Genomic DNA, 22,265 nt, shown 5'->3' on the forward strand with positions numbered 1-22,265 from the left:
AGCATGAAGCCATTACGTAAAGCGGCAACAAGGAGAGCGTCACGCCATAGACGCAAAGAGCAAAAGCTGCGAAAGGGGTCTGTCAGCCGGCGTGCAAAGAAGGGGAATAATAAAAACGCGGCTTCGCGTTCAAAAGCAGTAAGAAAAAAAACAGCCTTCCCCCTTTTACAAGAATCTCCGTTTTACCGGATCGGATGGTCCGCAGGCAGAGAAGATGCCGCTCTGCATACTATCGAGAGCGGTCCTTTGCAGAAAATAACATTGAACCGGTATTGGGTGAAACGGGTTGAGGCGCTTAATCTGGCCGGAGAGCCTTGGAGTCGCTATATCAATGCGGCAAGAGGATATGTGCAAGGCTTTATGTCTGCCCGGAAAAAGCCGTCTCGTAAATGGCTCCTTTTACCGACTTACCGCTCCGTAGCTGTCATTGTTAACTTAGGGAGCGAAAGGAAGCATATCGGCGGCATCCTAAAGCTGCTGAACCGGCTTCCGATTGATGAGGTTTTTATTATTGTCAACGGCTCCTCGAATCCCAACATTCGAGCCCTTCGTTCTTTATCCCGCTCCGTTATTATATGTTACCCTCAAACCGTCGGACAGGAAATCAGCCGGGCAGCCGTTTCAAAAATGGCCAAATCGGAGCTATTGCTGGTTCTGGACGGAGACCATCCGCTTGAAGAGGAGCAGCTGATACGAATGATTCATGAAATGGATAACGGATTGGATCCCGATAAGGGAGAAAATCGTTTAGCAGATAGAGACGTGACTACGGTTTACCATTAGCGAAACAGAGCACAGGCAAGGGGGGGCATAGCATGCGGTTGACCAGCATTATCATACCTAATTACAACGGAATTAAGTACTTGAAGCCTTGTGTAGAATCTATTCTAATCCATACATCATCCCCTTACGAAATCATAGTTGTCGATAACGGATCGGACGACGGCTCCATCGAATACTGCGAGCAGCAGAAGCTCAAGCTAATTTCATTGCCGACGAACTGCGGATTTCCGGCTGCTTGCAACTACGGTCTTAAGATGGCTGTCGGAGACTCGCTGTTGCTGCTGAACAACGATACGCTGCTTACGCGCAATTGGCTCGACAATATGCTGAGATGCTTGTACAGCTCGGCGGATATCGGCATTGTCGGCCCTGTAACCAACTATGCGACCGGTAAACAGAAGATCAAGGAGCCTTTCACATCCCTAAATGAGATGGCGGCAAGGTACAATGACCCCGATGCTTCCAAATGGCATCAGGTGGATCGCATCGTCGGGCTATGCTTCTTGTTCAAACGGGAGCTGATGGACCGTGTCGGGCTGATGGACGAACGATTCTCGCCAGGGTATGTAGAGGATGACGATTACTGCTATCGTGCGCGGCTTGAAGGTTTTCGCCTGATGGTAGCCGGGGATGCGTTTATTTATCACAAAGGAGGCGGAAGCTTTAGAAAAAAAGGGAGGAAAGCCGTAAGACAATTGCTTCATCGAAATTACGCGCAGTTCATTGCAAAGTGGGGAGTACACCCGCGCTCCTTTATTTGAGCTTCGATTAAAGAGGATGCCTCCCCCTTCCTTCCCCCGCCTCCTGGGCAAATGCCGTGATTCATAGAGGGCGAATGGCATATGTTATGGTGAAAAATCAATACGGAAAGGAGGATTGAGAAATGCAAAAGCAGCTCACCCAAATTATTGAGCATATGGCGAACTCGCAGACGGAAATGGCAAAAATATTGGAATCGCAGCGTCATATCATCCTTCATGCTGCAGGAATCATCCACGATATCCCGCATGATAATCCTTCTTTTGGAGATATTGAAACGTTAACGGACAACGCGCTCAATGTAACGAAGAGTATGGCCGCATATTTGAACAGTCTGGCTGATTTGGAAGACACATTGGCCGATAATCTCATGCTCGTGCTTAAAGAGGTAGAAAAGCCGGACGGTGAAGAATAGATTGAAACTATTGATGGAGGCGAGGGGCTAGCTTTGAGCAGAACGAGTTCTTACCATAAGCTGCTGGTGTCCGCAGTCAGCTTTCAGAAAAACGTCTATTTAATTTTGGAGGCCAAATCGTTCGAAACGACCCGTGCCTGCCGATGGATCTGTAATCACTTGGCCGCAGAGCACTTGGGTGACCATAACGATCAGGTGAAGAAGTGCTTGGAAATTCACGAGCAGCTGATTGAAGTTATCGACGGTTTGACAAAGATGGAGCAAGCACTCACCAAAAACCTGCAAGCTATTCTTGACGATGGCGAAGCCGATAACGGGGGCATCTCCGGATAATACAACGATCTCATGGGAGGAAGCTCCAGATGAAGTGGCACGAGCAGGAAGTGAGGATGAAGCTGCATATATTGAACTCCTTGGCCCGAAGCCAACGCGCTTTGGCCGTTATCCTGGAGAGCATGGCGGATGTGGCGGGAAGCTCGCAGATGGTGGCCAAAGGGCTCGCTGAACAAATCGAAGCCTTCAGCAAGTATCAGAGGCAAATCGCGGTCAAAATGATCGGGGTGAAGCTTCGGAGAAGACGGTACGGCAAGCCGGCAAAGCCATGGCTCAACCGGAAGCTTCATGTGCGGAAGAACCGGCCTGTGAAACGCCGCAATTCCTCTGCATAACGTTAAGCACAAAAAAACTCGGCCAGCCTGCTGGTCGAGTTTTTTCTCTTTTAGAACATGTTATTTGAATCCCAGAAGCCTTAATCGCTGCTTTATCAGCTGCCCGACATGATAAGGCGAATAGTAGGAATGAATGGTTTTCTGGCCGGCTAAAGCAATTCTTCTTGCCCAATCGGGCTGAATAATCAGCTTGCGCATAAACTCCGATGCATGGTCAATATCCGGCTCAGCCCATTTTTGATGTGCATCATACGGCCCCCAATACTCCCCTACTTCTACTAGCTCGTAATTAACGGCACAGGAATTGCCCGGATGCATGAAATCCGTATTCCCTGACCAGTTCGTTCCGACCACCGGCTTGCCCAAATACATCGCTTCCGCCAGGGGCAGGCCAAAGCCTTCCGCACGATGAAGCGAGACGAAACAATCAATGCTGCTGATTAACGCATTGACCTCCTCGCGCGTCAGCGTCTGGTCGATACTATAAATGTTCGCGTGCCCTGCCGCTGCCTGCTGCAGCGCTGCCGTCTCCTCCGGATTTGACTGCGCATTGTTCAATTTGATGACCAGTCCGACTCGTGGGTCTTCGCCTGCAAATGCCCGTTTAAAGGCCTCGATGGCTCCCAGAGGATTTTTACGCTTTTGGTAGCTTTGTGAGTCCGCCATCGCACAAAACAGGTAACGGTCATTCGGCAGCCCGAAGCTGTCCCTGTTCAATCCAAGCGGTACAGGGACTTGAATCCCATGCGGTATACGCACCACAGGTACTTTGGACTTCGTGGAAATGCTGTTTAGTACAAAGTTGGAAGGAACCCAGACCTCTTGTACTACATCGAAGCCGGCACAGTGAGACTGCGGATAATCAGGCAGCTCCCAATGCCAGTAGCCTATATTGTATCTGCCCCTGGTGATGCGAGGACCGAAATACGCCGCAGCCGGCTTGATCCTGTCTCCGTTGATGTGGAATAGATTCACCTTGTATACCGCGCTCTCCATTTCCATATGCGCCCAGGTCGTGTCATCTTCACGGAAATCGTGCTGCTCCGGATAATTGATAGTGCCGAAAGGAATGTCCGTATTGATCAATGATCTTGCAGCGAGCCGGACAGACTCTCCAATCCCCGTTTCAGCCCGAATGAAGCCGATCAGATTAACTCCCCTAGGATAAGCTGATTTTCTCCTTCTAAGCTTGACAACCCTCCGTGCGGCTTTCTTTATTACGGATTTGGTCTGTTTTTTTCCAGGTTGTTTTTTCTTAACAGAACGATCACTTTTTTTGTTATCCGTATTTTTTTTAGTTACTTTCGTTTGCTCGGGATTAGCTTTCTTTTTAACGTCCTTAACTACCGCACGCTTTGCCTTGGTAGTGCCGCGCTTTAGCTTCCTTTTCCTCGTTGGCTTCGGGGCGGCAGCTTGCATTTCCGGTTCATCTTCGAATGAAAACTGCTCATTCATAGTTTCATTTTCAATACCCTCTGCCATTCCTTGCTGATCGCTCACTGTACGATATCCCTCCTTCTCCAAACAAGCAGAGGTCCCCCTGAGGGAACCCTCGCTCCGATAACGTTATTTGGCTCTATTATGGCTGAGCTCTCCAATAGTTCAAAAGATCCTTTAACGTTTGGTCAAACGGAATTTCCGGCTTCCAGCCGGTCTGCTTATGAAACTTGGAGTAATCCCCGAGCAATATTTCGACATCGGAAGGCCGCAGCCGTTGAGGGTCCTCCTTGACTTCGATATCCACCGAGCTTAAGGCCAGCAGCTTGTTCAGCACTTCCTCTATCCTCCAACAGGTGCCGGATGCAATATTATAGGTCTCCCCGGGAACTCCATGGTGAACAGCAAGCCAGTAAGCCCTCACGATATCCCGCACGTCGGTAAAGTCCCGTTTGGCCTGCAGGTTGCCCACGTACAGCACAGGAGGCTGTTTGCCTTTCTCAATCTCTGCGATTTGCTTGGAAAAATTGGACGTAACGAAGTTCTCACCGCGTCGAGGTCCCGTATGATTGAATGTCCGTGTCAGCACGACATGCAGCCCGTAGCTTTTATTGTACTGATAGCCAAGAACCTCTTGGGTCACCTTGCTAACTGCATAAGGACTCAAGGGACGCAGCGGATTCGTTTCCTTGATAGGAACCTCGTGCGGCTCGACATGACCGTATTCTTCGCTGGAGCAGGCGATTTGGATTTTGCAGCCCGGGTGGATGCGCCGAACCGCTTCAAAAATATTGACTTGACTGGAGACATTGTTATAGATCGTGTCCATCGGCGAATTCCAGGAAGTCGGAACAAAGCTTTGTGCGGCCAAATGGAATATTAGATCCGGTTTTACTTCTTCAATCAAGCTTTCCACAGAGAACGGGTCCCTAAGCTCGCACTCGACCAGCCGGATATCCTTTAAATGCTTGATATGGTCCAATCGGCTTCTTTGACGGATCGTACCGGTAACTTCCACTTGCTGATCCAGCAGAAATTCAGCCATATGGCTGCCGACAAATCCGGTTATTCCGGTTACTAGCACTTTCATAGAAGTAGGATCCTCCTTTAGTCTTCCAGTTGTTTCAGCATCGTTTTGATATGCTGCTCCTGGGATTTATGGCAAACCAGCAGACCATCGGCCGTAGAAACAATAATGACATCCTGAATACCGATAACAATCGCTTTTTGATGTTCCGTGTAGATAATGCTGTTGTTCGTCAACATGGAGTTGACGTCCCCCATCATGATGTTTCCTTCCGAATCGGTTCCAAAAACTCTTTCCAGCGATGTCCAGATTCCTACGTCGTCCCATTCGAACGTAACCGGAATCGTATAAATCATCGAAGCCTTCTCCAATATGGCGTAATCGATGGAAATTTTGGGCAGCTGATGATATACTTGCTCCCATTGTCCGCCGCAGCCTTCCAGCCGGGTCCACATTTCTCGTTGATACAGCATCATATAATGCTTAATCGTCGATGGCTTCCATATAAAAATACCGCTGTTCCAGTACATGTTTTTTTGCTGAATCAGCTGCTTCGCCTTCTCAAGGTGCGGTTTCTCGATAAATGCTTTAGCTACAACGACGCCGCCTTCTCCATCGGGTTCCTCCGTTTCGATATAACCATACCCTGTTTCTGGCCGGGTAGGCACGATGCCCAGCGTCACGATCGAGCGGCCTTTTTGCGCGATTTGCTCCGCTTGAAGTAGCGCCTCCCATAGGGCCTGGGCATCAGGAATATATTGATCCGAGGGCGTCGTTACCAATACCTCGTCATTTCCGCCAGAGAGAAAGTGCAGGGCAGCCAGTGCGATGCATGGCCCCGTATCTCTCGGTTCGGGCTCCAGCAAAATCTGCTCCTGCTTCAATTCAGGAAGCTGCTCGAAGACCATCGGGCTGTATTGTCGAGTCGTCAGCACATAGATGGATGTCAAGGGCAGGAACTGCGCAAACCTGCGAAACGACTGCTGCAGCATCGTCTCCGTAGAAGTCAGGGACAGAAATTGCTTCGGCTTCTGCTTGACGCTTCTGGGCCAAAACCGCGTTCCTTGGCCTCCTGCCATAATAATGATTTTCATTGGCCTATCCTCCTTTACCACGCAATCCGCATAAACTCGAGCAGCTCCGACAGCATAGAGGCATAGGACGGAACCTCGTAACCGATATCCTGCCGGGTGCACTTCAGCGTTCGATCCAGCTCAATGCCGTCATAAGGATGGATTCGGATCTCGTTTCGGTGGAATAATTGCTGCAGCATGAGAAGCAAATCATACTTGCTAATGATCTCAGGCGAGGTGAGATGGACGATTCCGCTTAAATGCTTGCCCTGCTCCAGTGTAAAATGAATGAATTTGGCAAGCTCCAGCGACGTCACACCGTTCCACATGACATTAACGAAGCCTCTGATATCGCCCTTCTGCCGTAAAAACCAGTCGAGCAGCCCGATTCCTGCAGCATCGGGTTCAGGACCAATCAAAGAGGTGCGGATCGTTACATGCCGCGATTGGTTTATCTCTCCAAGCGCTTTGGTTTTGGCGTAGACCGATGTTCCTTCCGGGATGTGACGTTCCTCGTAAAGGCCCCGTTGTCCTGAAAACACACCGTCGGTGCTCATATGAATCAATCGAATATTATGTCGATTGGCCAGCCTCACCAGCTGGTGAGGCAGCAGTCCGTTGATCCGGTAAGCCTCCACTTCACGCTGACGCGCCATGTCGTTAACAATACTTGTACCGTTCACAATAACGTCGGGAGCCACGATGTCGATCAGCTTTTCGACCATCACATCATCATTGGCATCAAGGTACAAGCCTTTGGGCAGCAGGCTTTTTTGACGCGTCGTACAAAAAACTTCATAGGGGGTTCGTTCAAGCAGGTAAGGAATAAGGAGATGACCGACTATTTCATCGCCGCCTATGACTAGTACTCTCAAAGCAAAGAGCTACTTTCATTAGGGGATGGCCCTCCGCAAGGACTAATAGGTTCGGACATAGTTTTGCCTCTCTCTTAAGGAATCCCGCGACTTAGATGCTCGTCGGGTAAGTAATACAATATATTAGATAGGCAAGTACATCGGAACGTCACTTGTACCTGTGTATACGTACAAATGTAGAAGAAAAGACGTCTTTCGACGTCTTAGGGGGAGTAAACCTGGGGGAGCTGCTCGCCCGGTTCATATTCATTTTGTTATTGAGCTTGCCCTTCCTGCAATCCTTTGGCATAGCCCGCCCGAAAGCCTTCATCATAGCTTGCGTCAAAAGCTTTATTGTAGGCAAGCCTGTGAGTTTTTCCCGGACGTGTTTTTGTAGTGCTTTTTTTAGTCTTTTTCGCCTTGCTGCTGCGAGGCTTCGTTTGCTCGCTTTTCACCGTTTTGGCTGCCTTTACCTTCTTTTTGCTTTTTGCCGTCTTTTTAGTTCGGACTGCTTTTTTTTTATTTTTATCCACTGCTTTATGGATCCATACTTTCATTGATTCAGCACCGCCCTGCGATATTGTTTGTCCTTATCCCCTTTGCAATAACCTCTTGTGTAACATATGCGCAAGACGGGATACAGGTCAGAAGTTTACGAAAAATAGGCTTGGCATCGCTTGCCGGGACATACGATCCAGTCTATTTATATATGAGGCAAATGCCGTTTTTGCTATAGACTACCTTTTATCAATGCGATCACACGTTCCTATTTATACAAAAAAAAGACCAATTCATTCCACAGGGAACGAATGGTCATTTGTTCAGCAAGTCGGATCAAGGAACTGCTATATGAACAAACAATATGGCTTCATCTCGGTCGGCAGCCTACTACCCGTTTTTTACAAAAATATCATCTACGACAATACGCTCGACAAGTGAGTAATTTCGAGACAATAAGTATTCTCTCAAGACGGAATCATGATAGTTATTCTCAACTACGAAGCAACGCACGTCCACTTTATCCAAATCGATAGACTGTATCACCTTCAACTCGGAGCCTTCGGTATCGATACTGCAAAAATCAATATGCTTGATTTGATTGTTATCAAGGATGGACTGCAGCTTGAACGTGTTAACACGGATGATTTCCTTCTCGCCCTTATAGCTGTCTATTAAATTCAGGTGGCGTATGTCATAGCTATCAACCAGGCCGCTCAGCATTTCTACGCCTTTCGCTACGAGAAAATCCTGCTCTCTCTCCTCCCCTGCTATGGCTCCTTCAATACATACGCACTTGCGGTTACGAATGAGCTGGTTATATATATGAGGCATTGGTTCTACACAAATTCCGTTCCATCCCATTTGCTTCTCAAAAAAATAGCTGTTGCTGAAAGTCACCCCATCATATGCTCCGATATCTACAAAATATCCTCCGCACTTCCCCTCGAATACGAGCTCGTTCAAATATTTATCTTGGCCGAATTGGCTGTAATAGCTCAACGATTCATCCCTCCATGATCAATTAAAGCTCCGCTGATAAACAAGGTCGACAAAGCACTTTATCGTATCTTATGCTCAGAAAGACCGCGATGCATGGAGAGTTGTCTATAGCAGAAACAATAACTATTCCAACTGACGAATCGAAGCAAGCAGCTGCTTCAAGATATGCTCCAGCTCATCCAGAGCCCGCTCCAGGGCCGGTAGGTCCGCCCCTTCCGCATCTTTAATCATGGATTCCACCTGCCCTGCCGCCACATACAGCTCGGCCGCCGATAAGTTGCCGGCTGCACCTTTAAGCGTATGTGCGAGCCGGTGCGCCTCGATAGGATTGTCCTTCTCCAGTGCCTGCCGCAGCTGTATGGAGAAATCATGATAGTCCCGCTCGAAGGTTTTGACCATTTGCAGCAATATAGGCGTTCTTCCATTAAGCCGTGCCAGCGCTTTGCGCACATCGATCCCCTCTAGCTGCAGGATCGGCTCACCGCCATCCGGCTTGTCTTCACTGGCGGCGTGCCCGCTGCCCGATACGCCAAGCCACTTGCGGATCGTGGCGAACATCGGCTCCGCCTCGAGCGGCTTCGTGATAATATCGTCCATCCCGATACTCAAATACATTTCATGATCGTCGCGGATAACATTCGCCGTCATCGCGATGATAGGAAGCCCGTCGTAACGGGAGTCGCTGCGAATCCGCTTCGTCGCTTCGATTCCGTCCATTTCCGGCATGTGGATGTCCATCAGCACCAAATCCCACTCTCCGTCCTCCAGCTTCCGGAGCGCCTCCCTTCCGTCCTCAGCCACCTCAACATAATATCCGCGATAGCGAAGCATTTCGAATGCAACCTGCTGGTTGATCGCATTATCCTCCGCCAGCAAAATCCGCTTCTCCACCGGAATCGGCATCCCTGTCCTTATGCTCACCTCTGACGCAGTCGCTCCCTGCTCCGCCATGAAGCGCCGCTCCAATACCGCTTCAATCGCACGGAACAGCTCCGGCCGGCTGAATGGCTTAACGATCATACCGTCGGGCCGGTAGTCGATCGGCATTCCCATCATCTCATCCCGCCCGAAGGCGGTTGTCATGACGAGGGTCATCATTCCGGCTTCCGCAGCCGCTTTCTGAAAGGTAACCCAGGTTTCCGAGCCGTACATATCCGGCATCTCCATATCCAGCAAGGCCAGGACGCAGCCACTGCCGGTACGCTGTGTCTGCTCGATTTTGGCATAGGCCTCCTTCCACGAAGCGACAGGAACCCCTTCCAAACCGTAGGAGCTCAATAAAGAGCACAGATGATCTCTCATCACCTCGCTGTCCTCTACGACCCATACCTGCATTCCAGCGTAGGCATCCCTCACCTTGTACTCCCTTATCGCGGACTGCCGCGAGCGTGCGAACGAAACGGTAAACCAGAACGCAGTTCCTGCTCCCGGCTTGCTCTCTACCTCGAGATGGCCGCCCATCATATCGATCAAATAGCTCGAGATGACAAGTCCCAGTCCGCTTCCGCCGTATTTCCGGCTCGTCGAGCCATCCGCTTGCGTGAACGGCACGAACAGCTTATCCATTTGCTCCTTCGCTATGCCAATGCCTGTATCCTGCACCTTAAACTGCAGCTTGACCGATTCCAAGTTTCCCTCGATCAGCCGAATGCCGACGATAACCTGCCCTCGGCGGGTAAATTTGATGGCATTGTTGCACAAATTCAGAAGCACCTGCTCCAACCGCAGCGGATCGCCCAAGAGCCCATCCGGAATATTGTCCGGGATGTCCATGATCAGCTCGAACTGTTCTTTGCCTCCGAGAAAGACGCTCACGGTTTCGCTCAGCCGTTGGATGATGTCTTCGGGATGAAAGACGACCCGCTCCAGCTCGAACTTGCCGGCCTCCATTTTGGAAAAATCCAAGATATCGTTAATAATCCGCAGCAGCGTCTGGGAGGAGGATAAAATGTTACGCAAGTAATCGCTCTGCACGTCATTCAGCTTAGTACGCTGCATCAGCTGCGACAAGCCGATAATGCCGTTAAGCGGCGTTCGTATTTCGTGGCTCATTCTCGCCAGGAATACCCCTTTGGCCCGGTTCGCCTCCTCCGCCTCCTGCTTGGCCAGCACAAGCTCCTGCTGTACCCGCTTCTGCTCGGTAATGTCCCTGGCGATAGCCACTACCCCGATAAACTGCCCGTTACGGTCCCGCAATCCGTTGGAGTTGTGGGATACGGCTACGCGAGTCCCGTCTTTACGTATGAAATCCCAATCGCGATCGTAGGAAAATTCGATGTTCCTTAGTTCTTTGAACACCGTCACGTCGGGCGGCACCCGCCTTCCCAGCTGTCTGGTCAGCTGCTCCGCCAGCTCCCGAAGCTGATCGGGATCGTGGAACAGTAGAGGCGTCGCCTTGTACAAGACTTCCTCCGCCCGGTAGCCCAACAGCTTTTCCGCCGCTTTGCTGAAGTAATTGACCGTATAGTTCGAGTCTAGTGAGATGATAGCAAAATCGTTCTGGTTAATGATCGCCTCCATCCGCTCGAACATTTCCTTCAGCTGCGCCATCATGCCGTTGACCGATTGGGCCAATGTGCTGATCTCATCGTCATTTTGGATCGGAATCGGACTCAAGTCGAAATGCCCTTCCGCCACGATCGACGTCACCGATGTAATTTCCCTAATCCGTTTAATCTCCCGGTTGAACAGAATCGTAATCAGCAGCAGCATTACGGCTTCCGTCACAAGAATCGTTACGATCGTCTTCCATTGCAGCAGCTGCAGCGGCTGCTCGAACTCCTGCAGCGAAACCTGATGCACCATAATCCAAGGCGTTCCTTTGACGGCCGCGTAAAAAACAAGCTGTTTGGAGTCCCCATGGGTCGTTTCTCCATACCCATTCCTTTGATTGATGATTCGATCGACCATTTCTTGGATCGACGTGTCCCTGATATTGGCTCGCCCGATCATCGACTTATCCGGATGGTAGATGATCGTTCCGTCAGTCGTGAACAGCAAGGTCGTATCCCCGCTGCCCACCTTGAAGTCGGTATGCTGGCTGAACGCCGTCTCGACCAGAATCGATACGTTCACAAGACCCGCCACGTCCTTTTCTCCATACACAGGAACCTGTAGTGTGAACAAGATGTTATTGGAATTCTTTCCTTGAAACGCATCGGAGACGACGCTTCGGCCCTTCAAAACGCCGTAAAATCCCGGCTCATCGCTAATATTAATCGTGCCCCCGGAAGTAAACGTAAGATTGCCGTCCGTATCGGAAAAGCCGATATAGTTAAACTTGCCGACAGACCGCTCCGCTTCCTTGCTCAAATAAGCGAGCCGCTCTTCCATCGTTCCGAAGCGCACCTGCTCCGTCCGGCTCATGACCTCCACTTCCGCAAGCCGGTTCTCAATCCACGCCGACAGATTATAGGCCCGGGTCATCACCTTGGCATTCGCGTTGTCCTGCAGCGAAGCGACAATTTGATCTTTGGCGGCACGGTAATTGATGAATCCGACAAATAACAGCGAGATACTAGTAATTAATGATACAAGAATCATCATTTTCGACCGAATGGATAAGCTGTTCATCCAGAGACTCCCCTTATACTCCATAAGTATCCAAAACAAAAACTCCTAAGGCTTGAACCTTAAGAGTTGCCGATATATTTGTACCCGATTCCCCAGACGGTTTTGATCAGCTTGGGCTCCTTCGGGTCCAATTCGATTTTCTTGCGCAGATTGGCGATATGGACATCAATGGACCGGTCATTGACGAAGGAATCGATTCCCCGCAATGCATTGATAAGCTCGTCGCGGCTGAATACCTTCTCCTTATTGGCAACGAATAGCTTCATAATCTCGAATTCGGAGTACGTCGTATCCACGTAGGCATGGTTCACATAGATCGCCCGCCGCTCATAATCCAACGCTATCGGCTCGTCGTCATCGGACATGCCTGATGCATGAACGTTATGTACCGCCTGTTCCAGTCTTTGCGGCTGCATGTGAGCGCGCCGGATCAATGCCGCTACTCTCGCCGTAAGCTCTCTCATACTGAAGGGCTTACACAGGTAATCGTCTGCGCCTGCGACCAGAGCATCGACCCGGTCCAGCACTTCTGTCTTCATGGAGACGGCCAATATCGGCACGCAGGATGTTTTGCGGATTTCCAGGCACAGCTCGATACCGCTAATGTCAGGCAGCATGATATCCAATATGACGAGGTCGGGATCGAACTCCTGCAGCAACTCCAGTCCTTCCTTGCCGCCGGCGGCTCGCTTCACGGAGTACCCTTCTTCCGATAAATACATGGTCGACATTTCCCCTACCATGTTATCGTCCTCAACTACCAATACTTTATAGTACATCCATGAATCACCTATTCCGCTTGATTGTTAAAAAAGAGTTAGAAAAGATAGGAGTTTTTTAACATATTTTTTGTATTTATGACATTCTTTTTAAGTAATCTATAATAATGATCTAAAAGTACTAGTTTTTCTAATACTTTAAATATACTATATTAAGGAAAACTTCGTCTATCATTCGAACTAAAAAAAATATGAAATTGTTATCGCTTACAGTGTGGCGGCGATACGATTGCAGGTCGGATTTGATATCGAGGCTATACATGCCCTTCGATACGTCCCTGCACAAAAAAACCGCAGCTTAAGCTGCGGCTCCAAAAGTATGAAATTAGTCCTTTCCTTGCTGGCTGCGTGTGCCTGCAGCCATCGCGCTTCCAATAATCCCCGCGTCGTCGATCCATTGCGCCTGCGAGATGGTCAATCGGTCCCAATACCCGGAATAGACCGACTGCTTCAATTGCTCCCGCATCGGAGCAAACAACCGTTCTCCGGCCATTGCGCCGCCGCCCCCGATAACAATAATATCCGGGCTGTACAGCGTCACGGCGCAGGCCAAGCCTTTGCCCAGCAGCCTGCCGGTATGATGCATCACTTCGATAGCCAGCGCATCGCCGGCATCGTAGGCTTTGGAGACGTCCGCTGCCGTAATGCGGTCGATCGGACCGCCGTTCAGCCATTCGGTAAGAATGCTGCTGCGTCCTGCTGCGATCTGCTCCCGCACCTGTCTGGCGATACCTGTCGCCGAGGCAACCGTCTCCAGGCAGCCCTTTAAGCCGCAGCCGCACGTATACGGGATTTCGTCCAGAGGAATATGCCCGAGCTCCCCGGCCATATAACCACCGCCGTAGTAAAGCTTACCTTCGTTCACGACCGCTGCGGCGAGACCTGTACCGATCGTGATGCCCAGCACGTGCTCATAGCCTTGCGCCGCTCCGCAAACCGCTTCGCCATAGACGTACATCCTGACGTCGTTATCGATGAAGGTCGGAATGCCGGTCCGTTTGCGGATCTCTTCAGCCGTAGGGACGTTTGTCCATTGAAGATTGCTAGCAAACAGCGTTATTCCATTGGCCGGATCGATAAAGCCCGGGGTACCGACTCCGATCGCCGCCACTTGATCGCGGCCCAATTGAGCGGATTGAAGGAGCTCCCCCACCATCCGGTCGATCTTATCGAATACGTGCGCGCTTCCAAGATGCGCTTCCGTCGATTGCTTAATTTTATTCAACAGCTTCCCGCTGGCATCGACCAATCCGCATACGATATTGGTTCCGCCGATATCCATACCGATTAAATAACTCATATTCAATCCAATCCTTCCCGGCTCCTTAGTAATGTTGATCCGCAACGAATAACTCCACATTGGCTAGGGCCAGCGCGTCAGCCAGCTCCTTACCCGGGGCTTCGTTCGTCACGCATCCGTATAACGACGAGAGAGGCGCGATGCTGAACAAGGAAGCTCTCCCGATTTTGGAATGGTCGACGACCGCATACGTCCGGATCGAACGTTTGATCAGCATGCGCCCGATCTGCGCCTCCAGCTCGGAATACGTCGTAACCCCCTGCTCCAAGGCAAAACCGTCCGCTCCCATAAACATCTTCCCGATATTCAGGCTCTCGACAATCGATTCCGCCAAAGGGCCGCACAGCTCAAAGCTGTTCTTGCGCATGACGCCTCCGGTAAGCACGACCTGGACTCCGTCACTGTCGGCAAGCTCCATGGCGATATTGACCGCATTGGTGACGACGGTGATGTTCTTCCTGCCCTTAATCTCCTTGGCAATGAGATACGTGGTCGTACCGCCTGTCAGCCCTATGACATCGCCTTCCTCGATCAGCGAAGCGGCCTTCGTTGCAATCGCTTCCTTCTCTACCCAGAGAAGCTGTCTTTTCTCATGAAAGGAAGCTTCCCGGATGCCGGGAATCCCTTCGAACTGAGCGCCGCCGATCGTTCGGATGACAGCCTCGGTTTTCACCAAAACATCGAGATCCCGGCGCGCCGTCGCCTCAGAGCAATGAAATTTGTCCATAATATCCTGGATTGTTATTTTCCCTTGCGTCTTGAGCACATTCAAAATTTTGCTGCGCCGTTCTTCCCCTTTGGACAATTCCTGGTCGCCCATGTCTGCTTCACTCCAACTACCGTTTGTAATAGCCAATAAGCCGAACTTGATGGTTATGTCGATAATTATATGAGTTTATAATGACAATTTCAATCATTTATTTGATTCCTTCTTGCAAAACGCGCATAATATTACCCCAAAATGTGGATCTTTGGCACCGAGAACAACAATCCGTATGGTTAGCAGGGAGACCCAATTAGAGCTTTATATGTATATTAAAAAACGCGGAGATCTTATTAAAAGACCTCCGCGTCCTATGATGGTTATGGATTAGTTCGCAGTACCGTATCCTTCGTAAACCCACGTTCTGATTTGCTCAGCAGCATCTGCTTTTGCTTTTGCTTGAGCATCGGCATCGTTTGTCAAACTGTTAATGTATGGATCGATGACAGCAGTCAATGCAGACACCAGATAATCTCCGGACAACCCGGTTGCGCCTGCCAGGCTTGCACCTGAATTAACCAGATCCTGTACGTCGGCCAATTCTTGGTCAGCGATGGTTGCCGCATCCGAAACGACCAGTTTCAAACGATCTTGCACTTGCGCGCTGATATCAGCAGCTTCTGCCGGCTTGCTTGCGCTGTAGCCCCCAGTCGATAGTGCAGCTTCGATTTGCTTTGCAGCGTCCGCTTTAGCCTGTTCTATAGCTGCGGAATCCGAAGATCCGGCGGAATCGATTGCTTGGTTCATCAGCAAGATCAGGTCTGCTGCCAGCTCGCTTTGGGACATGCCGACGGCTTGAGGAATCGTTGCTCCGTCTTTTACTTGCAGCAATACTTCACTATAATCTTTATCTGCAATATTGGAGGCATCGCTGATCAAGGAAGCCAAGTGCAGCTTGATTACACCAGAGAAGCTCGATGTGGAAGCCTGCTCGCTTACCGGACCTCCGCCAATCGTAATAGCTTCGGAGATTTTCTCAGCTGCTTCTTGTTTAGCTTGTTGAACTTTCTCAGGGTCTACCGTTAATTGGCCTACCGCATTGTCGATGCTTTGGCTCATCAGGCTGTTCAGAGCGTCAAACAGTACCATCTGAGGCATTCCCGATGCTCTTACCAGGCTTGCACCGGCTTGAAGCTGCGATTCGATATTCTCGAAATCTTCATCGGACACGGCTGCTACGTCGGAGACGATCGATTTAAGACGTTGTTGAATAACGGCGTTGAAATCTACAGTCGCTACATCCTCAACAGGATGATATCCGTTTTGAAGCGCTTCGCTGATCTGCTGTGCGCCTTCGTTCTTCAGCTTCTGGATTTCTTCTGCAGAAGCGCCGCTTTGCGTATAGTCGATGTAGGCGTTAAAGTTGTTAACCAGCTTCTCTGTCAGCTCGGAGGAGCTCAGGCCGGTTGCTTCCTCCAAATTTTGTCCTACGGACAGCTCGTATCTCACATGCTCTTCGTCTTTGGCGGATACACCGGCAGCGTAAGGAATCAGGTTGTTCAAGTATTTCGCTACGACAGGCGATACCGGTGCTGCTTCTGCTGCGAATGCGTTCGTTCCAGGAGCACAGGCAAAGCCTCCAAGAAGCAGTGCAGCTGCCACGCTTCCGCTAATGGCTTTTTTGGATAACAGTTTGGTTTTTTTCATTTTTGTCTCTCTCCATTCCTTTTGTCTCTATATATTTCGTATAAGAAATATTTCTATACGAAATATATCATAGTTAAACTTGTCTGTGAATCCATTTTGTGATACATTTCGTGAACTATTTATGAACTTCGTTAAAAATTCCTTAACAATTGTTATGTAAAAAATCACTACCTTCATAAATAGCGGATTCACAATGGCTTTACAAAACAAAGTATACCATAATGTTTACTAAATAAAAAGTAGTGACTTATATAAATTATACACCTTATTTTTCCTTTGAGAAAAAACCCATTAACAACAGTCAACAGCCACTAACGGTTCTCGCTAGTATCCTTACCGGATGAAGCGGCTTTCACATTGCTCCGGATCCGATGTAATACTTGGTTGAATTGACTTAACTCCTCAATGGATATTCCCTGCAGCCAACGGCTGACGATCGCCGTTTCTTTGGCCAGCAGCTGCTCCAGCATGGCTCTGCCCTCGTCCGTAATGACAAGACAAACGACACGCCGGTCACCCTTGGTCCGTTCTCTTTGCAAATATCCGAATTCGATCAGCTTATCGCTCAGCAAAGTCACCGCGCTTGCCGATAAAGACAAATATTCCGCCAATTGGGATACCTTCACCGCTCCCTGAGCCTCCACCATTTCGAGAGCGCTAACTTGCGAACCGGAGAAGCGATGGTCCACATACTTGCAGTAAGATATTAATTTTCTCATAACGAGCCTTGCCGTTTCTTGCACTTGTGCGAGCTTTGCTGCGTCATCCTGTTCTTGGACCATTCGTATGACACCTCATGTCTATAATGGGACAGTTCCCGCATTCCTGAGCCGGATATGCGGGAACTGTTATCATTTATTTGAACACAGCTACAAGACGTTTGGCTTCGCCGAATTCCGTTTGAATCGATTCGTACACCTGGATGGTGCAGGAAGGATCTTGATAATCGGCGCGAACCTTGTTGAAGTCCACTATAACTTCTCCAGAAACAAGCTGGTTGATTCCGCCGGTTTCGGTGAACGACAAGTTTTGCTCGGCAAGGGTGCGGCCGGCCGAATCCACAAGAGCGACCTTCATCTTGGAGAAATCCTGATCGACAACGACGTCGTCGGTCTGCTTCACATCCAGGAACATTTTGAGCTTATAGCCGTACGTTAAGGTCGGATTGGCTGCGCTCAACAGGTTGGTGTAAGCCTGGATGCTCCAGTTTTCCACTTTCACCTGGAATGGATAGAACGACAGGACATCTCCTGCCTCAGCCAGCGGCTGCATCGCTACATTCAATGCGGCGACTGCCGACCGGTAAGGAGCGGCGGTTTGCATATCGGACAGCTTGAGTACCAGGTTCTCTCCGCTTTCGGTATTAGGAACGACGAAAGAATACGTTACAATATGGCTCAGCTTCGGCATCAGCTGTTTAGGCGGGTTCACCTGACGGCTGCCCGTATAAACAACGCCTTGCGGCGAATCGAGCTCCGTGCCGAAAGCAGGCAGCGGAAGCGGAGAATCGCTGCGGTTCGTCAGCTTGAACTTGGCAACGGCCGTTTTGTAGCCGATTCCTTGATTCTCATGCATGCTCAGCTCTACCAGCGATACGTCCACATCGGCAGGAATCGCTTTGTTGATGGAATCAAACACAATCTTGTCATTGTAGTTATACGTTACCGGCTGCAGATTAGAGGACAACCGGCCTTCAGGCAGAACGATTTGAACGCGTCCTACGTTGTAATTGACAGCTACAGCCTGCCCTTTGGCGTCCGTTTGCACGAAGCTCTCCGGCGTCAACACGTTGATGCTCTTCAAGACGGTATCCTGATTTGTTTCTACTGCATAATGCACATATTTTTTCTCGCCCGGCTCAACCGTTACTTTAGCTTGTTCCACTTGCTTGCCTTGGAAGGAAGAGATGCCGTCCTTGCCTTCGAGAATGAGATCCGGCACCGTTATCGTGCTTGTTCCCGTATTCTCCACGAGCATTTTTACGACATAAACCGTCTTTTGTGCATTGGTTTGCTTATCCATATCGACAGGTGTATAGGTCAAAGGAAGATTGCTGGACGAGATGGCGAACGGCTCACCCCAGTTTTTGATAGCCGCCGGATCGGTAATGACCGCGTCGCTGCCTGCCCAGCCAAGTCCTGAAGCCGGAACCGTCAGCACGGCGGTTTCCGTCTTCGGATATACGTTCCAGTCGACATCGACCCATTGAAGCTCGGACAAGGTAACTGCCTCTTTATTCGTCAGCTTCACCATGTAGCTCAGCTCGGTATCCGACATAGGCAGCGCGGAGCGTGCGTTTGAGGAGCTGCCGACCAGCGTGTACACGGCTCCGTCCGCAGTTTTGGCGCGAAGCTCATAATCGGGAATCCGCTTCGGGTCTGCGCTGTTGTTTCTTAGATTGACCACAAGGCCGATGCGAACACCGTCCGACGTTTTTTCATTCAGTACGCTTTTGACCTGTACTTGAAGCACATCGGTCAACTGCTGATAGGCGGGAGCGTTCGCTGCGGCAACAGGTGCCGGCTGATCCGCCCAGACCGAGGCCAAAGGCAATGATGCGCTGGACATTACTAAGGTGAAGGCCAATGCTGTTTTTCCCCATACGTTGTTCATCGTTTGTTTCCTCCAGAATGGTTTGCAGTATCGTGATAAGTGTTGTTAATGCTGCTGTAAGTGACTTAAGCTTTGACGGGTTCCGTTACATTGATGCCCGTTCCTGCAGCTGCCGGAGCCGGGGCCGGGGAAGCTTGCGCTTCCTTCGATTCTTGCGGAGGTGCCGCTGCAGGAGCGTCCGCCGGTTTCTTCTTGTCTCTTAATAAGAAAATTAACGGGATACAAATAAATGCCGGTATAGCCGAAACATAGAACGTATCCGCAATGGAGCGGACCATAGCTTCCTTCTGCATCAGACCGGCCAAATAGGATGCCCCCGTGGCTGCCGCCGTAGCCGAATCGATGCCGCCCTGAATCAGGGAAGCCGATATGCCGGAAATAAACTGATTGGCTGTATCCGAATAGCTCGGTACGTTCTCGGTAATGCGATAGAAGTGAGAGTATTGCCGCGAGCTCATGATCGTGGTCAATATGGCGATCCCCATCGAGCTCATAACTTGCCGGAATACGTTGGACAACGGCGAAGCGTCTTTAATTTGTTCCTTCGGTATATCAGCCATACCGACAGTAGAAATCGGCATCATACACAGTCCGATCCCGAATCCCCTGATCGTCAGTACTACATTGATCCAAAGATGCGAAGTGTCCGCCGTTAATGAATGCAATTCATACGTGGTCACGCCAAGAATAAGCAAGCCGATAATACCAAGCGGCATAATCCCCATTTTCGTCAGCAGCTTCCCGCTGATCGGCATCATCAATGCCATCGCTACCGATTGCGGCAGCAGCAAAATCCCCGAATCGAGCGCGGTCATTGACTGGACGTTTTGCAGGTAAATCGGCATGAGGAAGGTTCCCCCCATCATCGCCATCATGACCAGGCCCGCCGTCAAAGTACTTGCCGAGAACTTAATATTTTTGAACACCCGCAGGTTGAGCAGCGGCTCCTTTACCGTGAACTCCGCCCAGATCAAGAGCGCCAGGCTGACTGCGGAAAGATAGAACAGACTAACGATATACAAGGAAGTCCATCCTTCGGTTTGCCCTTTACTAAGAGCAAGGAGCAGAGAACCGAAGAAGACGACGGAGCATATCGCACCCAAAATATCGAACTTGAGCGTCGTATTTTTGGGACTTTCTTTCAATAGAACATAACATGCGATAGCAGCGACAACTCCGACCGGCACATTCAAAAAGAACAGCGTCCTCCAGCTGTAATACTGGATCAAGTAACCGCCTAGTGTCGGCCCCAGCGCCGGAGCAACCATCGCCGCAACGCCCCAGATCCCCATGGCTAAGCCGATCTGATTGCGCGGGACGATTGTATACATGACCGTCATGCCCACCGGCATGATAAAGCCGCCCGTTAAGCCTTGAAAAATCCGGAACGCAATCAGGCTCGAATCGTTCCAGGCGATCCCGCAAAGCAGCGATCCGATAGTAAATCCGATAACGGATAGCAGCAGGACCGACTTGGTGCCGAACCGTGAAGCGAGAAATCCGCTGGCGGGAATAACGACGGCGGAAGCCAGCATAAAGCCGGTAACGACCCATTGGATTGTCGAAGTCGGAACTCCGAATACCGAAGATAATTTCGGCAGGGCAACGTTCACCAGACTGCTGCTGAGCACCGAAACGAAAGTAGCCAGGATGATCGCAATGAGAGGAAGCCAGAAGCTGGTTTCGCCCTTATCGGCCGGTGGAGCTTGTGTGTTCATAGCTGTTTCAGCCACAATAACGCCCCCTATTCCACTTTCACCTTACTGCCGTCCGCCAACTGCTCCGATGGATTAATTACGATTTGAACGTTATCTTTCAAGTTCGCATTGTCTTTGACATAAACCCAATCCGCATTTTTGTCCGTTGCCGAGACTTCTACAGCTTTGACGGCATCTCCCTGAATGACATAGACGAAGGTTTTATTATCCTTCTTGACCAGCGCCGATTTCGGCACCTCCAGCCCCGCCTGCTGCGGACTATCCTTCAGATGAACCTCAGCCAGCATCCCCGCAAGCAAAGCTCCGTCCGGATTGCTGACGCTGACTTTTACAGGGAAGGTCGTGCTGTTGGCATTGGAAACCGGGCTGACAAACTCGATTTTCCCTTGGAATGTCTTGTCGGGAAGATTGCTCACTTTGACATCCACCGGGGAGCCGGCTTTCATTTTGCCGATTTGCGTTTCCGGCACGCTTAATTCAACCTGAACAGGATCCATTTTGACAACCGTCAGCAGCACTACGCCCGGCTGTGCCATTTCCCCCGGCTGAACGCTGCGTTTGGACACAATGCCGTCGATCGGAGAAACGATAGACGCGTTGGCCAATGCATTGTTGGCCAGCTCCAGTCCGGCTGTCAGCCGGTCCACATCGGCCTGCAGAGCTTCGATCGTATTTCCCGTCGCTCCAATTTTAGCCAGCTCCAGCTTCGATTTCGCTGCAGTCACTTGCGCCGCCGCTCCTTGCTGCTGCGCCTGCACCTGATCGTAAGCCGCTTTGGCTTTCTCGTATTCGTACGTCCCTTTATCCATATCTTCTTTAGTAACGGTAGAAGTGCTGTCATACATATTTCTCAAACGGTTATACGATTTTTGCGCCAGATCGAAGCCGGATTTCGCCTGCTCCACACCCGCGTTCACTTGGTTCAACGCCGCTTCCGCACTTTGTACGGCGCTCTCCAAGCCTTGAATCTCCTGGCTGCGCGCTCCCGCCTGCGTATCGGCAAGCTTCGCTTTGGAGGCTATCAAGCCCGCTTCCGCCTGCTTCACCTGCGAGGTCAAGTCGTCGGTTTCCAGCTGCACGAGCACATCGCCTTTTTTGACTACGGCTCCTTCAACCACCTTGACATCCGCTACTTTACCGCCGGCCTTGGCTACGATTTTATTCTCCTGATCGGGAATAATTTTGCCGCTGAAGCCCGCATCGCTGCTTTGACCGAGCTTGATCGCTTTAACAGAAAGCGCCGATGACGCACCGGCCGCATTGCTCCCGGCATCTCCGCATCCAGGCAAAGCTACGGCTATGGCTAAAGAAAGGATCGCCGGGATCCATGTCATCTGTTTTTTTCTCATGGTCGTA

General features: G+C 50.4%; 20 protein-coding genes. 5 read left to right on the forward strand and 15 right to left on the reverse strand.

Annotated elements, in window-relative coordinates; genetic code table 11:
• Nucleotides 1-3 precede the first annotated feature (3 nt).
• From ACFQ88_RS16230 to ACFQ88_RS16250, 5 genes are all read left to right on the forward strand, one after another.
• The gene (locus tag ACFQ88_RS16230; RefSeq protein WP_379454781.1) at nt 4-783 is read left to right on the forward strand and encodes a glycosyltransferase family A protein; all 780 of its coding nucleotides are present in this window, start codon (nt 4-6) and stop codon (nt 781-783) included.
• Nucleotides 784-815: 32 nt separating this feature from the next.
• Nucleotides 816-1,544 (forward strand): glycosyltransferase family 2 protein, encoded by a 729-nt coding sequence (locus ACFQ88_RS16235; protein WP_379454782.1) that lies wholly within the window; start codon nt 816-818, stop codon nt 1,542-1,544.
• 122 nt (nt 1,545-1,666) lie between these two features.
• On the forward strand, nt 1,667-1,957 hold the full coding sequence (locus tag ACFQ88_RS16240) for a nucleoside-diphosphate sugar epimerase (protein WP_239627806.1): 291 nt from the start codon (nt 1,667-1,669) through the stop codon (nt 1,955-1,957).
• Nucleotides 1,958-1,990: 33 nt separating this feature from the next.
• The gene (locus tag ACFQ88_RS16245) at nt 1,991-2,290 is read left to right on the forward strand and encodes an alpha-helical endospore appendage domain-containing protein (protein WP_239627809.1); all 300 of its coding nucleotides are present in this window, start codon (nt 1,991-1,993) and stop codon (nt 2,288-2,290) included.
• 29 nt (nt 2,291-2,319) lie between these two features.
• Entirely contained in the window at nt 2,320-2,625 is a 306-nt protein-coding gene (locus ACFQ88_RS16250; RefSeq protein WP_379454783.1) for a hypothetical protein, read from the forward strand.
• A gap of 60 nt (nt 2,626-2,685) precedes the next feature.
• Here the strand turns inward: ACFQ88_RS16250 and ACFQ88_RS16255 are convergent, their stop codons facing one another.
• The 15 genes from ACFQ88_RS16255 to ACFQ88_RS16325 form a co-directional block, all read right to left on the reverse strand.
• Complete coding sequence (locus tag ACFQ88_RS16255; RefSeq protein ID WP_379454784.1) at nt 2,686-4,125, reverse strand: glycosyltransferase; 1,440 nt, start codon at nt 4,123-4,125, stop codon at nt 2,686-2,688.
• A 79-nt stretch (nt 4,126-4,204) separates the two neighbouring features.
• Nucleotides 4,205-5,152, reverse strand: a complete 948-nt coding sequence (locus ACFQ88_RS16260) for a GDP-mannose 4,6-dehydratase (RefSeq protein WP_379454785.1) — start codon at nt 5,150-5,152, stop codon at nt 4,205-4,207.
• 17 nt (nt 5,153-5,169) lie between these two features.
• Nucleotides 5,170-6,183, reverse strand: coding sequence for a mannose-1-phosphate guanylyltransferase (locus ACFQ88_RS16265; protein WP_379454786.1), 1,014 nt, complete (start codon nt 6,181-6,183; stop codon nt 5,170-5,172).
• A gap of 14 nt (nt 6,184-6,197) precedes the next feature.
• Nucleotides 6,198-7,037, reverse strand: coding sequence for an SDR family oxidoreductase (locus ACFQ88_RS16270; protein WP_379454787.1), 840 nt, complete (start codon nt 7,035-7,037; stop codon nt 6,198-6,200).
• A gap of 254 nt (nt 7,038-7,291) precedes the next feature.
• Nucleotides 7,292-7,549, reverse strand: a complete 258-nt coding sequence (locus tag ACFQ88_RS16275; protein WP_379454788.1) for a hypothetical protein — start codon at nt 7,547-7,549, stop codon at nt 7,292-7,294.
• A gap of 355 nt (nt 7,550-7,904) precedes the next feature.
• The gene (locus ACFQ88_RS16280; protein WP_239627826.1) at nt 7,905-8,516 is read right to left on the reverse strand and encodes an FkbM family methyltransferase; all 612 of its coding nucleotides are present in this window, start codon (nt 8,514-8,516) and stop codon (nt 7,905-7,907) included.
• 123 nt (nt 8,517-8,639) lie between these two features.
• A complete protein-coding gene (locus tag ACFQ88_RS16285) occupies nt 8,640-12,089 on the reverse strand; it encodes a response regulator (RefSeq protein ID WP_379454789.1) in 3,450 nt (1,149 codons plus the stop codon).
• 59 nt (nt 12,090-12,148) lie between these two features.
• Nucleotides 12,149-12,868, reverse strand: a complete 720-nt coding sequence (locus ACFQ88_RS16290; protein ID WP_379454790.1) for a response regulator transcription factor — start codon at nt 12,866-12,868, stop codon at nt 12,149-12,151.
• 325 nt (nt 12,869-13,193) lie between these two features.
• On the reverse strand, nt 13,194-14,168 hold the full coding sequence (locus ACFQ88_RS16295) for an ROK family protein (RefSeq protein WP_379454791.1): 975 nt from the start codon (nt 14,166-14,168) through the stop codon (nt 13,194-13,196).
• 25 nt (nt 14,169-14,193) lie between these two features.
• On the reverse strand, nt 14,194-14,988 hold the full coding sequence (locus tag ACFQ88_RS16300) for a DeoR/GlpR family DNA-binding transcription regulator (protein WP_379454792.1): 795 nt from the start codon (nt 14,986-14,988) through the stop codon (nt 14,194-14,196).
• Nucleotides 14,989-15,258: 270 nt separating this feature from the next.
• Nucleotides 15,259-16,578: a hypothetical protein gene (locus tag ACFQ88_RS16305; protein WP_379454793.1), complete on the reverse strand. Its 1,320-nt coding sequence runs from the start codon at nt 16,576-16,578 to the stop codon at nt 15,259-15,261.
• A 311-nt stretch (nt 16,579-16,889) separates the two neighbouring features.
• Nucleotides 16,890-17,360: a MarR family winged helix-turn-helix transcriptional regulator gene (locus tag ACFQ88_RS16310; RefSeq protein ID WP_239627839.1), complete on the reverse strand. Its 471-nt coding sequence runs from the start codon at nt 17,358-17,360 to the stop codon at nt 16,890-16,892.
• A gap of 73 nt (nt 17,361-17,433) precedes the next feature.
• Nucleotides 17,434-19,191, reverse strand: coding sequence for a hypothetical protein (locus tag ACFQ88_RS16315; RefSeq protein WP_239627841.1), 1,758 nt, complete (start codon nt 19,189-19,191; stop codon nt 17,434-17,436).
• 65 nt (nt 19,192-19,256) lie between these two features.
• Nucleotides 19,257-20,909 carry a DHA2 family efflux MFS transporter permease subunit gene (locus tag ACFQ88_RS16320; RefSeq protein ID WP_379454914.1) on the reverse strand — a complete coding sequence of 551 codons (1,653 nt, stop codon included), beginning with the start codon at nt 20,907-20,909 and terminating at the stop codon, nt 19,257-19,259.
• A 26-nt stretch (nt 20,910-20,935) separates the two neighbouring features.
• Complete coding sequence (locus ACFQ88_RS16325; protein WP_379454794.1) at nt 20,936-22,258, reverse strand: efflux RND transporter periplasmic adaptor subunit; 1,323 nt, start codon at nt 22,256-22,258, stop codon at nt 20,936-20,938.
• Nucleotides 22,259-22,265: the final 7 nt, after the last annotated feature.

The sequence above is a fragment of the Paenibacillus sp. NPDC056579 genome (genome assembly GCF_042793215.1).
Classification (GTDB): Bacteria; Bacillota; Bacilli; order Paenibacillales; family NBRC-103111; genus Paenibacillus_S.